This is a genomic window from Gelidibacter salicanalis, from assembly GCF_016469035.1.
In the GTDB taxonomy this organism is placed as follows: domain Bacteria; phylum Bacteroidota; class Bacteroidia; order Flavobacteriales; family Flavobacteriaceae; genus Gelidibacter; species Gelidibacter salicanalis_A.
This window is the reverse complement of the sequence record NZ_JAEHJZ010000002.1, coordinates 36,125-51,857: the sequence shown is the minus strand read 5'-3', so window position 1 is coordinate 51,857 and position 15,733 is coordinate 36,125. Positions and strand designations below refer to the sequence as shown.

Annotated in this window: 13 protein-coding genes; 8 read left to right on the top strand and 5 right to left on the bottom strand. The window is 36.3% G+C overall.

The window, feature by feature from the left end; translation table 11 throughout:
- The first annotated feature begins 179 nt into the window (after positions 1-179).
- Both JEM65_RS01175 and JEM65_RS01170 read left to right on the top strand, forming a co-directional pair.
- Positions 180-1,049, top strand: coding sequence for a DMT family transporter (locus JEM65_RS01175; protein WP_199596716.1), 870 nt, complete (start codon positions 180-182; stop codon positions 1,047-1,049).
- A 255-nt stretch (positions 1,050-1,304) separates the two neighbouring features.
- Positions 1,305-2,507 carry an NAD(P)-dependent oxidoreductase gene (locus tag JEM65_RS01170; RefSeq protein ID WP_199596715.1) on the top strand — a complete coding sequence of 401 codons (1,203 nt, stop codon included), beginning with the start codon at positions 1,305-1,307 and terminating at the stop codon, positions 2,505-2,507.
- A gap of 51 nt (positions 2,508-2,558) precedes the next feature.
- Here the strand turns inward: JEM65_RS01170 and JEM65_RS01165 are convergent, their stop codons facing one another.
- From JEM65_RS01165 to kdsA, 4 genes are all read right to left on the bottom strand, one after another.
- Positions 2,559-4,463, bottom strand: a complete 1,905-nt coding sequence (locus JEM65_RS01165; protein WP_199596714.1) for a TlpA disulfide reductase family protein — start codon at positions 4,461-4,463, stop codon at positions 2,559-2,561.
- Positions 4,464-4,762: 299 nt separating this feature from the next.
- Positions 4,763-5,317 carry a SanA/YdcF family protein gene (locus tag JEM65_RS01160; protein WP_233530473.1) on the bottom strand — a complete coding sequence of 185 codons (555 nt, stop codon included), beginning with the start codon at positions 5,315-5,317 and terminating at the stop codon, positions 4,763-4,765.
- A gap of 201 nt (positions 5,318-5,518) precedes the next feature.
- Positions 5,519-5,986, bottom strand: coding sequence for a GNAT family N-acetyltransferase (locus tag JEM65_RS01155; protein WP_199596712.1), 468 nt, complete (start codon positions 5,984-5,986; stop codon positions 5,519-5,521).
- 45 nt (positions 5,987-6,031) lie between these two features.
- Positions 6,032-6,850 (bottom strand): 3-deoxy-8-phosphooctulonate synthase, encoded by an 819-nt coding sequence (gene kdsA, locus JEM65_RS01150; protein WP_199596711.1) that lies wholly within the window; start codon positions 6,848-6,850, stop codon positions 6,032-6,034.
- Positions 6,851-7,286: 436 nt separating this feature from the next.
- On the opposite strand from kdsA, the gene typA reads away from it, so the two are divergent.
- From typA to JEM65_RS22940, 6 genes are all read left to right on the top strand, one after another.
- A complete protein-coding gene (gene typA / locus JEM65_RS01145; RefSeq protein WP_199596710.1) occupies positions 7,287-9,086 on the top strand; it encodes a translational GTPase TypA in 1,800 nt (599 codons plus the stop codon).
- A gap of 191 nt (positions 9,087-9,277) precedes the next feature.
- Entirely contained in the window at positions 9,278-10,255 is a 978-nt protein-coding gene (locus JEM65_RS01140) for a GNAT family N-acetyltransferase (protein WP_199596709.1), read from the top strand.
- Positions 10,252-11,355 carry a DegT/DnrJ/EryC1/StrS family aminotransferase gene (locus tag JEM65_RS01135; protein WP_199596708.1) on the top strand — a complete coding sequence of 368 codons (1,104 nt, stop codon included), beginning with the start codon at positions 10,252-10,254 and terminating at the stop codon, positions 11,353-11,355. The genes JEM65_RS01140 and JEM65_RS01135 overlap by 4 nt, the downstream gene beginning before the upstream one ends.
- On the top strand, positions 11,355-12,659 hold the full coding sequence (locus JEM65_RS01130; RefSeq protein ID WP_199596707.1) for an O-antigen translocase: 1,305 nt from the start codon (positions 11,355-11,357) through the stop codon (positions 12,657-12,659). The genes JEM65_RS01135 and JEM65_RS01130 overlap by 1 nt, the downstream gene beginning before the upstream one ends.
- 24 nt (positions 12,660-12,683) lie before the next feature.
- Positions 12,684-13,982, top strand: a complete 1,299-nt coding sequence (locus tag JEM65_RS01125; protein WP_199596706.1) for an O-antigen translocase — start codon at positions 12,684-12,686, stop codon at positions 13,980-13,982.
- Positions 13,979-14,554 (top strand): acyltransferase, encoded by a 576-nt coding sequence (locus JEM65_RS22940; RefSeq protein WP_306465073.1) that lies wholly within the window; start codon positions 13,979-13,981, stop codon positions 14,552-14,554. The genes JEM65_RS01125 and JEM65_RS22940 overlap by 4 nt, the downstream gene beginning before the upstream one ends.
- Here JEM65_RS22940 and JEM65_RS01115 read toward each other — a convergent pair.
- Entirely contained in the window at positions 14,551-15,690 is a 1,140-nt protein-coding gene (locus JEM65_RS01115) for a glycosyltransferase (RefSeq protein WP_199596705.1), read from the bottom strand. The genes JEM65_RS22940 and JEM65_RS01115 overlap by 4 nt on opposite strands.
- Between the last annotated feature and the right edge of the window lie 43 nt (positions 15,691-15,733).

Genomic DNA, 15,733 nt, shown 5'->3' with positions numbered 1-15,733 from the left:
AGCGATCTTAATTCTTTATCGAACAATAATGATTTAATAAGAATGTTACACGTATTTCCAAATAGTTTCTATGTTTAGACATTTTGGGATACTATCGTATTAAAAATAGCTAATTTTATATAATTAAAGACGGGGTTTATATCTTAATTTTGCGCGCTTCATATTTAAACAAATAACCCATGACTAAACCAAGAATTGCCCTCGCTATTGGTATTATATTTATTTCAATCTTTCCAATTTTGGTAAAGTTGAATTTAACACCGGGATTAGTGTCTGCCTTTTATAGAATGGCCATCGCATCCGTGGTTCTTGTGCCTTACGTCTTAGTAAAAAAACAATTTAAGATCACGTCCCGTAAAGCATTTTGGCTTTCAGTTATTTGTGGGGTTGTTTTTGGCTTGGATGTTGGGGTCTGGAATATAGCTATTCAACAGTCAACTGCTACTCAAGCAACTTTGCTCACTAACCTTTCGCCAGTTTGGGTGGGCATAGGTGCGTTTCTTTTTTTGAAGGATAAACCAAAGCAGAATTTTTGGATTGGTACCGTAGTGGCTATCATTGGCATGGTGCTCTTAGTGGGCTTTGACCTGTTTCTCAATTTCGATTTTAACTTGGCCTTCATTTTTGGAATCTTGTCAGGTATGCTCTACGCCATCTATATGTTGACCAGTAAACGGATTTTGGGTGAATTGGAGGTCATGACTTTTATGACCATAAGTTTGCTGTCTTCAGTGGTCGCGCTGGGAATTTTAAGTTATGCTTTAGGAGAACCATTCAGTGGGTTTTCATATAACGGATGGCTGGTGTTGGCAATTCAAGGTATAGTGTGCCAACTTCTGGCCTGGTTACTCATTAGTTTTGCCACGAAGCATATGCGGGCCACAAGAGTGTCAGTAAGTTTATTGGGGCAAGCGGTTTTGGCATCCATTTTAGCCTGGTGGTTACTCGATGAACAGATCTCGCTACAAATGGTTATTGGCGGCTTTGTATTGCTTCTTGGCATCCGACTTACGTTTTACGAAAAGCCCTTCTTAAAAACGAAATCTTAGAACCGTCTCCCAAAGCATTTAGGATCAATAGTACAAAGCAGGATATGCAAAACACACTGATGGTGACCGTGTTTTCATACCTGAAAATCCTCTTGAATAAGTCTTGTAAATATTTTAGTATCTAATTTTTTGCTAAAGCTTGCAAATCAGCTTATTTTCGTGGCAATTGTATTTATAGTGAGTTCATTGGCTTGGTTCAATCGAACTATAAACTCAAGTTTTCAATATCTAAACTATTCATAATCAGTATTGTCAATGAAATTTGCCATCATTAAAGAACGTAAAAATCCGCCAGACAGACGTGTCGTATTCTCACCAGAAAAATTAGCGGAAGCAAGGATGCAATTCCCCGAAGCAGAATTTATTGTAGAGGCTAGTGATATTAGGATATTTCCAGATTCAGCATATAGGGCACTGGGTTTTGAAGTGACTGATGACATTTCAGGCGCTGATGTCATGATGGGGGTAAAAGAAGTTCCCATTGAGGCCTTGATCCCAAATAAACAATACTTTTTCTTTTCACATACCATAAAGAAGCAACCTTATAATAGGAATTTGCTTCAAGCAATTCTCGATAAAAACATTGAACTTTATGATCATGAAACCATTGTTAAAAAGAGTGGCGCCCGACTTATTGGTTTTGGGCGTTATGCGGGATTAGTTGGAGCTTACAATGGGTTTAGGGGCTTAGGTTTGAGTGATAATTTGTTCAACTTGCCAAAAGTAGAAACGCTTTCTGATTTAAATGGCGTCAAAGCTGAACTGGACAAAATACAGATTCCAAGCATTAAAATTTTACTTTCGGGTACCGGAAAAGTGGCCTATGGTGCCAAAGAAATATTGGATCATTTACAGATTAAAGAAGTAAGTGATGCACTTTATTTAACATCTAAGTTTACGGAGCCCGTATATTGCATGGTAGATGTGATGGAGTACAACAAGCGCATTGATGGAAAGGTTGGAAATAAACAGCAGTTTTATAAAGATCCAACAGGTTATGAAAGTAATTTTATGGCCTACGCTAAAGAGACTGACATGTTTATTGCAGGCCATTTTTATGGCAACAATGCCCCGTATCTCTATACTCGTCAAGATGCAAAATCGGCAGAATTTAAGATCAGTTTTGTGGCAGATATTAGTTGCGATATTAATGGTCCCGTAGCGTCAACCATCAGGCCGTCCACAATAGCCAATCCATTTTATGGCTACGATGCCCAAAATGAAAGTGAAGTTGCTTTTGATGCTAAAGATGCTATTACGGTAATGGCCGTTGATAATTTACCTTGTGAACTCCCAAAAGATGCGAGTGAAGGCTTTGGAGACATGTTTTTGGAGAATGTGATTCCAGCATTCTTTAATAATGATGAACGCGGAATTCTTAAACGTGCGAGAATCACCCAAAGTGGGCAACTTACAGAACGATTCAGTTATCTAGAGGATTACCTTAAAGAACATTGAATAAAAAAGCCTGAAAATCTAATTCCAGGCTTTTTTGATGAATTGGAGGGCTTATGATTTTAAAATAGCAATCATAATATCCATTTCGTTCACTAGCTTTTCGTTAGAGCCACTATAGCCAACAGATTTGAATTTCATTCTACCATCAGGACCAATGACAATTTTGGTAGGAATTCCTGAAATATTATATTTTTTGGCAACCTCATAATCTCTACTATCTTCTATTGCGAGATCATAAACCACGTGAAAATTATAGTTGTTGGTCTTAATAAAATCTTCAACCATTTTTTCTCTGTTTGGACCCTTTTCAAAAGTGTCTACAAATAGAAGGGCTACGGTGTCATCGTCTTTATATTTTGTTACAACCTCTTGCATGCCGGGGAAAGATGCTTTACACGGTCCACACCACGTTGCCCAAAAATCCAAGATCACCGTTTTTCCTTTAAGTGAAGCAAGAGAAACATCTTTTCCTTTCATATCCTTTAAAGTAAATAATGGCGCTTCTACATCAAGCATCGTTTTTTTAATATCAGTTACTTGTGTAGTGTAGGCGTCTTTTTCAAAAGCGGCTAGGTTATCATCTACATCTTCAGCTGTCGGATTCACTTTAAGATACGCCGTTTTATAGGCTTCTTTTATTTTTTTATTGCCATTGCCCGATTTAATGAAATTTTCAGTTTTGTCCTTAACCTTTTCATACTGCTTGTCAGCCATTAAATACTCGATATAGCGTGCATTAGCCTCAGGATCTTGTGCTTTGGGGTCATGTGCTTTTTCCTGATATGTGATGGCTTCCTTTACCTTGCCTTGTTTGAATAAAATCAAAGCGTAGGTGTCTGCATACATATTGTATGACGATTTGAGACTTTTTTCGTATTGTTTTTTAGTATAATAATCAGGCTTGTCTTTCGGGTTTTTTTCTAGAGCGGTGATGAGGTCAAGAGATGTTTTAGACATTTTTTCGGCTTGATCAAGATTATCACCTTTTTCAGCCATTGGCCAAGCCAAGTTATTTAATGTTGAAGCTCTACTAGTTTTATCATCTATCATAGAGACATAGTTCTCAAAGTTTTCCATGTCGTTTTGCTGGTAGTAAGCTCTTGCCAAAGTACCAGCCATGTAATTTCCTAAATTGTCCAATTTTACGTTCGCATCAGTATAATTCTTGAAGATTTCCGTTTTTGTTCCTAAGTCTTTTTCCTCCTGAAATTGCTGTATCATTTCAAAATTTGCAGTACTTCCTTTAGGATATTTCTGAAGCGTCACTTTTTTTATAGAATCCACCTTGGATTCTTCTCCGATCATTGAATAAGCCTGGAGCATTGATGTGTATTCTTTTTCAGAAACATCAGATTTTTTCTCCATGGAAGCAGCATAGGCATCAATAAGTTTTTTGCCTTCTTCTTTGTCATTTTTGAACGCCATTTGTAAATAGGCACTATTCCAGTCAGATTGGAGCTCAGGATACGTGGTCATTTCCGTTTTAAGGGCTTCAAAAGCGGTCTTTTCATCTATTTCAATACCAAAATTGCTACCGTACCTCACGGCGTAAAAAGATGTGGCAGCGTTGCTACCTTGTATTTGTTCACCATCTTTAGTGTATAAGGGAAACAGATAGCCTTTTGTGCTGTTGTTATCAAATTTGTCATCCACTTTTATCATAAAAGCAAGTGCAACGGCAGAATCAGGAATTTTTATAGACCCTTCGTGTTCGCCATCCTTTTGTGAAAATTCAATGTCGAGAGGGTAATTTTTATCGCCTACCATATAGGCGTAAAAAGCCTCGACTTCTTTATCGCTTATGTATGTAAGGTCTAAATTGTCTCCTGGCTTAGGATGTTCACTGGAGATAGTCAATTGGCCCATAGTAAGTGGTTGTGCTTTCTTTTCTTCTTCCTGCTTACAGGAAAAACATACCAACAGGATTAAAAACGGATAAAAAGTAATTTTTTTCATGTGGAATATTTAAGTTAATGTGGATCTAAAAATAGAGAATATTCGTTAAACGCTATAGTTTTTATCCATGATTTTCAATACGTTGTACAGTAGGTGTTTTCTGCATATAATTAAAATGCGTACATTTACGTTCGTTTAAAACAAAAGAATTTAAGAAACTGATTTAGATAATTCCTAAAAAGAGTACGTTAAAAATAAGTGTAAGAAAACATTTCTCTAATGAAACAGAAGATTTGACTACTCTCTGGGAGGTAAAAAATCTATATGAAAAAATGGCCCATCTAAAAAGTCTGTTGGTCTTATTCGATTTTTATTTGTTTTCCTAAGTATTTGGGCTGCACATTGAAAATAACATCTACGGCAGCTTTGGTCCGTGCTAAATATTCCCTGATTCTTGTTTTGAATCCGTAGCTGTTTGTAACATCCTTAGCGTTAAAGGCTACGGCATCAATATTAAAGTGTTGAGCCAAATAGATGGCGCGCTCGTTATGGAATTGTTGTGAAATGATTGTAAATGCAGAGAGTCCAAAGATTTCTTTTGCCCTGACTACAGAATCTAACGTCCTGAATCCGGCAAAATCCAAGAAAATTCGGTCTTCCGGGATCTCTCTTGCAATGAGGTCATTTTTAAACGTAGAAGGCTCATCGTAATACGCACTTCCATTATCGCCACTGACTAAAATATACTCTATTTTTCCCGCTTCAAAGAGCGCCACTGCAGCATCAATTCGATAAGCGTAATAAAGGTTAATACTCCCTGTGCTGACATACTTGCTGGTGCCTAAAAGCAGGCCAACCTTGTGTTTTGGAACTTCAGAACTATGGCTGTACACCTGATCTTTTGCTTTATACATGATCCAGTAGTTGGTGGCAACAATTCCAATAATTAGGAGGGTAAAAAGAAGGAGCAGGATTCTGAAGAATTTCATGACCATAGGAAAAGCACAATGTTAGCATTTAAAAGTATGAGAATGCCGGGAGTTAGGGTGTAGAAAACAACAATCGAAATCTTTGGCGGTGCCTAAAGTTAAGGAAATAAAATTTACAATATGCGCTTATAATTCTCGAGATACCGTGTAGTTCTGGAACGCTAAACCCTTTATGTTCTTTTTCAGTTTTTTATCGACTTCATAATAATGGGAGTCAAAAAAATCGAGGGCATTAATACTAATATCGGACTTGATTACATCAAGACCATTGATTGATACCCTAGATTCCATAATACGCAGCAGTTTTGAGCCAACAGTGCGTCTCAGGTAATTTTTACTGACATATAGACCTTCCAAATTATAACCTTTATTTAAGTAAGAAAAACCAACAATTTGATTTTTGGCTTCGGCTACAATAAAATAGAGATTTTCAATGCGTTCTTTCCAGTCTTCAATATCATCAGCACCTGAAGACCAAACTTCAATCTGCTTTTCTGAATAATATTTACTGTTTATATTACGAATTGTATCTCTGAAAATAGAGGTAATTTCGGGTAAATCTTCTACTGTTGCTTGTCTAATTTGTATATCCAAAATGTGATATTATCTACTGCTATTATTTATTTTTATTTCTGAGCACTATAAAGTGTTGACTACTTTTCTTATCGCCACCAAATTGGTTAACAATTTCTCTAAATTATCTAAATGGAGCATGTTGGCACCATCACTTTTAGCGTTTGCAGGGTCAAAATGGGTTTCTATAAACAAACCATCCACGTTGTTTACAATGCCAGCTCTGGCAATCGTTTCGATCATATCCGGTCTGCCACCGGTAACACCTATAGTTTGATTGGGCTGCTGCAAAGAGTGTGTCACATCTAAAACAGTTGGTGCATATTGGCGCATGGTAGGAATGCCTCTAAAATCCACAATCATATCTTGGTAACCAAACATCGTCCCTCGGTCTGTAATCCAGGCCTTCTCATTGCCTGCATCTTTTACTTTTTGCACGGCATGCTTCATGGCTTCAGGACTCATAAATTGTCCTTTTTTAAGGTTGACCACTTTTCCGGTTTCTGCCGCAGCTACCACCAAATCCGTTTGTCTTACTAAAAACGCTGGAATTTGTAATACGTCTACATATTCTGCTGCCATTTTTGCATCAGAAATTTCATGAATATCGGTCACTGTTGGAACGTCAAACATTTCAGAAACTTTACGCAATATTTTTAGCGCTTTTTCGTCACCAATTCCCGTAAAACTGTCAATTCTACTACGATTCGCTTTTTTAAAACTCCCTTTAAAAATATAAGGAATTTGCAAATCATTGGTAATCCGCACTACTTTCTCAGCAATACGAAGGGCCATTTCTTCACCTTCTATGGCGCAAGGGCCACAGAGTAAAAAGAAATTATCAGCTGTAATATGTTTTAATTTAGGAACGTCGTTAAGAGTCATTTGCTATGTATTATAAAAATGCAAAGTTACGGAAATAATGTGTGAAGCGCTACCTGGGCTATTGTGTTTTTCTATAGTAGAGGTAAGGGACGTCTATGCTTGATTAGATGATATAATTACATGTAAAATATGTGAAGTGTGAGGTCAAAAATTAGAGACAACCTATATTTTTCCATTTATTCAGCGAATATTAAGTACGCTCATCCTGTAAAGTAAGGTTTGGAACGATGGCATTATGGTGTTTGAAAATGCTCATAAAATGATGTTAAACAGAACAAGAAATCCCTAAAATTATGTGGTTCAATAAATTGTGATGGGTTTATTAAGTGGGAAATTTTTATAGGATCTAAAAAAAAATGAAAAATCGGAGGTTATGGTAACGGCTTGTGAAAAAAAAATAACGTACATTTGCACGCTGAAAAATGGCACCATATATATGGCAAAGATAAAAAATATTGCAATTATTGCACACGTTGACCACGGTAAAACCACCTTGGTTGACAAAATTATGTACCACTGTAAAACGTTTCGTGAAAACGAAAACACAGGTGATTTAATTCTTGATAATAACGATTTAGAGCGTGAAAGAGGTATTACCATTACTTCTAAGAACGTTTCCGTAATTTATAAGGATACAAAAATTAATGTTATTGATACTCCTGGTCACGCGGATTTTGGCGGTGAAGTTGAGCGTGTATTGAATATGGCCGATGGCGTTTTGCTTTTGGTTGATGCTTTTGAAGGTCCAATGCCGCAAACGCGTTTTGTGCTTCAAAAAGCTCTTGATTTAGGATTAAAACCTTGTGTGGTTATTAATAAAGTTGACAAAGAAAACTGTACCCCAGAAGAAGTACATGAAGCAGTTTTTGATTTAATGTTTGAACTGGGTGCTGAAGAATGGCAGTTAGATTTCCCTACTGTATACGGTTCTGCAAAGAACAATTGGATGAGTACAGATTGGAAAAATCCAACAGATTCTCTTGAACCATTATTAGATATGGTTATTGAGCATATCCCTTCTCATAAAACCGAAGAAGGTACTACGCAAATGTTGATTACGTCTTTAGATTTCTCTTCATTTACTGGTAGAATCGCAATTGGACGTTTACAACGTGGCATCCTAAAAACAGGAATGAATATCTCTTTAGTGAAACGCGATGGAAAAATCGTGAAATCTAAAATTAAAGAGCTTCACGTGTTTGAAGGTGTTGGGCGTAGAAAGGTTGAAGAAGTTCAAACTGGAGATATTTGTGCTTTAGTTGGATTGGAAGGATTTGAAATTGGCGATACTGTTGCCGATTTTGAAAATCCAGAAGGTTTGCAAACTATAGCAATTGATGAGCCTACAATGAGTATGTTATTTACAATTAACGATTCGCCATTTTTTGGTAAAGATGGAAAATTTGTAACCTCTCGTCATATTAAAGACCGTTTGACAAAAGAACTTGAGAAAAACTTAGCCTTACGTGTTAATCCAACCGATAGTGCTGATAAGTTTATGGTGTTTGGTCGTGGTGTTTTGCATTTATCTGTATTGATAGAAACAATGCGTCGTGAAGGGTATGAACTTCAAATTGGTCAACCTCAAGTAATCATTAAAGAAATTGATGGTGTTAAATGTGAGCCTGTTGAAGAAATGACTATCGATTTACCAGAATCTGTTTCAGGTAAAGCCATTGAAATGGTGACGCTTCGTAAAGGTGAAATGTTGAGTATGGAAGCTAAAGGCGACCGTATGGTATGTAAATTCCTTATCCCATCGCGTGGAATTATCGGTTTGCGTAACCAATTGTTGACCGCTACAGCGGGTGAAGCAATCATGTCTCACCGTTTTACAGAATACCAACCGCTTAAAGGTGGTATTCCAGAACGTCAAAATGGTTCTTTGGTATCTATGGAAAAAGGTCAAGCAATTCCTTATTCTATTGATAAATTGCAAGATAGAGGTAAGTTTTTTGTTGATCCGGGAGAAGATATTTATGAAGGGCAGGTTATTGGAGAAAATTCCCGTAGCGATGATATGGCAGTTAACGTCACAAAAACCAAGAAATTGAGTAACGTGCGTTCTTCTGGTGCAGATGATAAAGCACGTATTGTACCAGCCATAAAATTTTCTTTGGAAGAAGCTTTGGAATATATCCAAAAAGATGAGTACGTAGAGGTTACACCACATCATATTCGTTTGCGTAAAATTTACTTAACAGAAGTTGAGCGTAAAAGAAATAAGACCAACTAAAATCAGTCTTTTAATTAACTATATATAAAGGAATTCCATTTGGAGTTCCTTTTTTTGTTTCTACCGATGGTTTTAAAGTATCAATTGTATGTCTGGTCAGTAATATTAAAGCGCAAGTTTAAGAGCCTCACTAAAAATATTGTAATTTGGATGCTGATTTGAATGCCAAAATTTTATAATCTGCGTTGAATTTGGAAAACTATTCAATTGAAATATATCAACCTAAATTTAAGTCTATTTGGGATGCTTTTGTGTCTCAAAGCAAAAATGCTACATTTTTATTTCAGCGTGATTTTATGGAATACCATCAACATCGGTTTGAGGATTTTTCATTGATGCTATTTAAGAATGGTATCTTGGTAGGTCTATTACCAGCAAATAGGGCAGGAGATAAGCTTTATTCCCATCAAGGTTTAACCTACGGAGGACTGCTATTATCAGCAGATATTAAGTTTGACACCGTATTGCGAAGCTTTGAGTTGCTCCTAAAATTTTTGTCTGAACTCCATATCCAGTCATTGTCTATTAAAGATATCCCTACCATCTACCATCGCCTTCCTTCGGAAGAAGCTCGCTATCTCTATTATATTCTCAACGCACAATTGGAAAAGAGAGAGGTCTTGTCCGTTATTGATACCAGCCAAAAATTAAAATTCTCGAGGAGTAGGCGAGAGGGCATCAAACGCGCACAAAAACATCATTTAAGAGTTGTAAATGATGATGATTTTAAGGCAGTTTGGAATTCAATTCTGAAGCCTAATCTGGATACAAAGCACAACGTGACTCCGGTGCATTCACTTAAGGAAATCTTATATTTAAAGGACAGGTTTCCTGATAACATTAAACAATTCAATGTATATCATGAAGGGCAAATTGTTGCGGGTGCCACAATATTTGAAACCCCACGGGTGGCGCATTGTCAGTATATTTCTGGAAATGCAGATAAAAATACGCTAGGCAGTTTGGATGTGTTGCACGATTATTTGATAAATGAAGTCTATGCTGAAAAACGCTATTTTGATTTTGGCAGCTCCAATGAAAATGATGGTAAAAATATAAATTACGGTCTTCAATTTTGGAAGGAAGGATTTGGAGCGCGGACAATCACACAAGATTTTTATATAATTGAGACGAAAAATCACAATAAATTGAACGGGGTGTTGTCATGATAAAGTTTCTAGACCTAAATAAAATCAACGCCCATTTTGAAACGGAATTTCAGGAGAAATTCAAACAATTTTTAGATGCTGGACATTATATTTTGGGTAGTGAAGTAGCTCGTTTTGAAGCTGATTTCGCTGCCTATTGTGGTACTGAGTTCTGTGTGGGGACCGCGAATGGGTTAGATGCACTTACCTTAATTTTCAAGGGCTACTTGCATTTAGGACGTTTGGAATACAATGATGAAGTGATTGTTCCTGCCAATACCTATATTGCTTCCATTTTGTCTGTAATAAATGCGGGATTAAAACCCGTTTTTGTGGAACCTGAATTGAAGACCTATAATATTTCTCCCACAGAAATAGAACAACACATTACAAAGAAAACGAAAGCCATATTGGGAGTGCATTTGTACGGTCAATTAGCCAATATGAAGGCTATTAATACCATTGCCCAGACGCACGGGCTATTGGTTATTGAAGATGCAGCTCAAGCGCATGGCGCAATTGAAAACTTCAGCATGAAGAAAGCTGGGAATTTGGGACATGCGGCAGCGTTTAGTTTTTATCCCAGTAAAAATCTTGGCGCTTTGGGAGACGGAGGAGCGGTCACAACCAATGATAAAGACTTAGCAGAAACGCTCAAAATGATGCGTAATTATGGCAGCTCTAAAAAATATGTGAATAAAATCATCGGTGTCAATAGTCGGTTAGATGAGCTTCAGGCTGGCTTTTTAAATGTAAAGTTAAAATTGCTTGACGCTGATAATGACAGGCGTCAAAGTATTGCTAAACGTTATCTTGAAGAGATTAAAAATAAAAAACTAATACTCCCGTTTTATACAGGTGCCAAAGACCATGTCTTTCATGTATTTGTTGTTAGGACTGCTGATCGTTCAGTGTTTTTGGAGTACCTCCAAGCTCGTGGCGTCGATTTTTTAATACATTATCCAATTGCACCACATCGTCAAAAAGCACTGACAGCATTTAAAAATCAAATCGCCCCAATTACAGAAGTTATTCATGACAGCATTATAAGCATTCCAATAAGTCCGGTAATGACGGATGATGAGGTCTCTAAGGTTGTTGAAATTCTAAACACTTATTGATGAATAAATTTATTAGGTATATCAATGATCATGTATTATTTAAGGTAGCCAATCTTAATACCATAACCATCATAATTAAAATGACGGCGGGTATTTTGACTTCTAAAGCTATCGCCATATTTATTGGTGTCGAAGGCATGGCACTCATTGGAAACCTTCGTAATTTTATAGGGGCTGTCCACACGTTTTCAATTCTAGGTATCTATAATGGTTTTGTCAAATCAATATCAGAGGTTAAAAACGATGCCCTGAAACTGAGTCAAACCTTGTCAACGGCATATTATTTAGGGTTTATATCAACTATTTTGCTTGCTTTTTTTACTTATTATAATGCAGAATATGTTAATCAATTCTTGTTTTCTGCTAATTATAACTATGCGTATGTCATAAAGATCATGGCGGTAGCATTACCGTTTTATGCATTGAACATGTTCAGTTTTGCTATAATGAATGGATTTTTTAAGTATAAAATTTTACTTATTATAAACATTATTGGACAGGTTTTAGGGTTATTGGTGACCTTGCTTTTAATTTTTCAGAACAATATTGATGGCGCATTGGTTGCAGCCGTAATTGCACCGTCGCTAATTTTACTAATTACTGTTGTCGGATTTATTAACCAACGCAGTTTGGCATCTTCAGTAAAAATATCCAACGTCAATTTTGGAGTAATAAAAAAATTTGCCCCTTTTGCCATCATGGGTCTTGTTACGACCGTAGCTATTCCTATGGTTTCCATATTAATTAGAAATTATATTATTGTCGAAGTTGGGATTAAGGAAGCTGGCCACTGGGAAGCAATGCAGCGTATTTCAGATTACTATTTAATGTTTATCAACTCCTTGATGACTTTTTATTTTTTGCCGAGATTCAGTGAGATTGACAGCAAAAAAGAATTCAGGAAAGAAGTATTTAGTTTTTATAAAACGACGATTCCCATCTTCGCCATAGGGTTGGTAATTATTTATGTGTTGCGTTCAATTTTGGTTTCTCTTATATTTTCTGAAGCATTTCAACCCACTGAGGACTTGTTTTTATGGCAACTTTTGGGAGATTTTGTAAAAGTACTTTCCATTGTGATTGCCTATCAATTCATCGCAAAAAAAATGTTTACCCATTTTATAATTATTGAAATATTCTTGGTTGTTGTCATGTATTTATCGAGTATCTATTTGATTGATATTTTTGGCGTTGAAGGCGCGGTTATCGGACATTTTGTAAGTTATTTGATGCACTATGGTATTATTTTGTTGATTTTTAGCAGTTCGCTTTTTGGGGTGCTTCCTATTGCCAAAGAAGATTAATTGGTGCCCAAAGACCTATAGCTATTGAAAAAAATTCTACATCATATAAACAGCAACCTGCTTCTTAAAATAGCGTCCTATAATTCAGTAGCTGTTGTCTTTAGAATGTTGGCTGGATTTATAACCTCTAAAGCCATAGCGGTTTATATTGGTGCAGAAGGATTGGCCTTGATTGGAAATTTAAGAAATTTTTTAACCACAGCGGAGTCCTTTTCAACTTTGGGGTTTTCAAATGGCATTGTTAAATATGTTGCTGAATTTAAAGAAGACCATCCAAAACTAAATGAAGCTGTAGGTACTGTTTTAACCGTTGTTCTGATTACTACCCTCATTATCTCAATACTGTTATTTTTTAATGCTGATATTCTTAGTCAATGGGTTTTTGGTTCACGGCAATCATATGGCTTTGTCATAAAGCTGCTTGCTTTTGCTTTACCTTTTAATGCTCTTAATGTAGTTTTGATTGCCATCATCAACGGGTTGTCAAAATATAAAACTGTAGTTAAAATCAATATTTACAGTCAAGTAGTTGGTCTAGGCATTACCTTATTCTTAATTTGGAAAGTACAATTGGATGGCGCTTTGATTGCGGCAGTGATCATTCCTGGACTATTATTTTTTGTGACATTGTTCAGTTTTTTTGAGATTAAGGAGGTATTTAAAACGCTGAAACTTTCAGGCGTAAAACTGAAATTTCTCAGAAGTTTGAGTTCTTATTCAATAATGGCCTTGTTTTCTGCAGCTGTAATGCCTCTTGTTTTTGTGTTTATTAGAAATTATTTAATTGACCATGTCAGTTTAAAGGACGCTGGTTTTTGGGAAGCTATGAGGCGCATTTCCAATTATTATTTAATGTTCGTGAGTTCTTTGCTGGCACTTTATATATTACCGCGATTTTCAGAAATTAAAAATGCTTTCGAGTTTAGGCAGGAAGTGATTCACTTTTATAAAACGGTGATGCCAATTTTTGGAGTGGCGTTGATCAGTATTTATTTTTTGAGATCATTTATAGTCCAGGTGTTATTCACGGACGAGTTTCAACCTGTTGAACATCTCTTTAAATGGCAACTGTTGGGCGATTTTCTTAAGGTCATCTCATCTGTGATTGCCTATCAATTGATCGCAAAGAAGATGGTGTTCTATTATATAGGAGTTGAGCTGTTTTCAATTGTGACCTTATATTTAGCCAGTATTTATTTTATTGATGTTTATGGCGTTGAAGGTGCTGTTATAGCTCATTTTGTTAACTTCGCCCTTCATACTATAGTAATTGTGATGGTGTTTAAAAAGTTGTTATTTAGTCGGGAAAATTTCGAAATATGAAGAAGGCATTAAAACTAAAAATGGTAGCGGTAGTCCTGTATTTAAAGAAACTATTTTACAGATTTGCCTCAACCAATACGCAGGTTAAAGGCAGTTACAAAGCCATTCAGCCTGTGATTTTAAAAGGAAAAGGGCGCATTGTTTTTGGTCATCATGTGAAATTTGGAGTGGTCGATTCGCCTATGTTTTACAACACTTACACTTATATTGAGGCGCGAAACGCACAAGCAACCATAACTTTCGGTAACAATGTGAGCGTTAATAACCAATGTACCATAGTTTCAGAACAATCTATAGATATAGGAGATGATGTGCTTATTGGGTTGAACTGTGGCATTTATGACAGTAACTTTCATGACTTAGAAAAAAACAAGCGCCACCAAACCGATCCAAATCCTAAAAGAGTGCGTATTGAAAACAATGTATTTATCGGAAATAATGTCACCATTTTAAAAGGAGTTACGATAGGGGAAAATAGTGTGGTTGCCGCTGGATCAATAGTTACACAAAGTTTTCCTATGAATGTTGTTATTGGTGGAAATCCGGCAAAAATTATCAGAGAATTATCTTAATTTATGCTCCACGTCTCAAGATACTGTTGCGCAATATTTTTATAATAATGTTCCCTTTCAATAAACGCTCTGGCTTGTAATGAGATCTCTTTAATTTTTTCAGGATGTTCAATCAGCCAACTCAGCTTTTCCACTAAATAAGCCACATCTGGTTGGGCATTTATAGCCACAGCATCTGCTTCCAAATTGTAATGCCCTAACCATTCCTGTTCTGCGCCAGTAAAAACCACTTTCCCTTTGCCCATCGCTTCGAGAGCGTTATAGCCTTGATCATAAGCGTAGACCATATCCAACAGAATATGACAATCGTTATAACGCTGAATATACTCCTTGTATGGAATGTTGGTGGTAATGGTAATTTCAACCTTATCCGCATATTTCTCTTCGATGATTTTTAACGCTTTCGTAAAAAACATGTTTCCTTTGGTGAGCGAGGCATGTGTATTAATTCCATGAAATATTTTTATTTTACCGTCTGTTTTTATAGGTATATAGCTAATTTTATCAGTGTTGATAGGGTTGGGAATAAGTCCCAAGTAATTAGGTTTGCCCACCAACGGCAAATGATAATCCAGATCTGTAGAGATAATGCCATTGCTATGGTCTACAACATATTGGTGCAGTAACGAAAAGTCTTCATTTAAATATTGGAGCTTGAACTTATAATGGTCTTTTAAAGAATTATTCTCTAAATAGGGCGTCAGTGCGCTGTAGGTAAAGCCATTGTTGAGCATAAACTTCACACTCGCATGATCATAACTGCACGAAAGGACAAACAGTTTGTCAGTTTTCGTTTTTAGAAATTGCAGTAATTCTAGTTCGGCTTTTGGCTGAATACTAAAGGCAGATTCGTTGATAAGTTGTACCACATCAAACCGCGCTAAGGAGTTCACTTGTTTTTTTACTTTATGCACTATTTCGAGACTTCCTAAATCGAGTCCTGTCAGTTTATAAGCACCAACTTTAATTTTGTGCAATACCCTGTTTTGAAACGAGTGGTTAATGTAAATATCTACTGGATAACCTTTAAAGCCATCTTTGTTGCCCATCAACACGACCTCATGGCCTAAGTCCGTCAGGCCTTCCTTTAATGAGTTGTGAAGCCGGCTATATTCGCCAACCAATAGAATCCGCATAAAACTATTACATTTGTTTTCAAAAATAATTAATAGGAACTGT

What these genes read in the sequence shown, in the direction of transcription:
- JEM65_RS01115 (WP_199596705.1), bottom strand. Translation starts at nt 15,690, where the DNA reads ATGCGGATTCTATTGGTTGGCGAATATAGCCGGCTTCACAACTCATTA.
- kdsA (WP_199596711.1), bottom strand. Translation starts at nt 6,850, where the DNA reads ATGACTCTTAACGACGTTCCTAAATTAAAACATATTACAGCTGATAAT.
- typA (WP_199596710.1), top strand. Translation starts at nt 7,287, where the DNA reads ATGGCAAAGATAAAAAATATTGCAATTATTGCACACGTTGACCACGGT.
- JEM65_RS01175 (WP_199596716.1), top strand. Translation starts at nt 180, where the DNA reads ATGACTAAACCAAGAATTGCCCTCGCTATTGGTATTATATTTATTTCA.
- JEM65_RS01135 (WP_199596708.1), top strand. Translation starts at nt 10,252, where the DNA reads ATGATAAAGTTTCTAGACCTAAATAAAATCAACGCCCATTTTGAAACG.
- JEM65_RS01170 (WP_199596715.1), top strand. Translation starts at nt 1,305, where the DNA reads ATGAAATTTGCCATCATTAAAGAACGTAAAAATCCGCCAGACAGACGT.
- JEM65_RS01165 (WP_199596714.1), bottom strand. Translation starts at nt 4,463, where the DNA reads ATGAAAAAAATTACTTTTTATCCGTTTTTAATCCTGTTGGTATGTTTT.
- JEM65_RS01130 (WP_199596707.1), top strand. Translation starts at nt 11,355, where the DNA reads ATGAATAAATTTATTAGGTATATCAATGATCATGTATTATTTAAGGTA.
- JEM65_RS01160 (WP_233530473.1), bottom strand. Translation starts at nt 5,317, where the DNA reads ATGTATAAAGCAAAAGATCAGGTGTACAGCCATAGTTCTGAAGTTCCA.
- JEM65_RS22940 (WP_306465073.1), top strand. Translation starts at nt 13,979, where the DNA reads ATGAAGAAGGCATTAAAACTAAAAATGGTAGCGGTAGTCCTGTATTTA.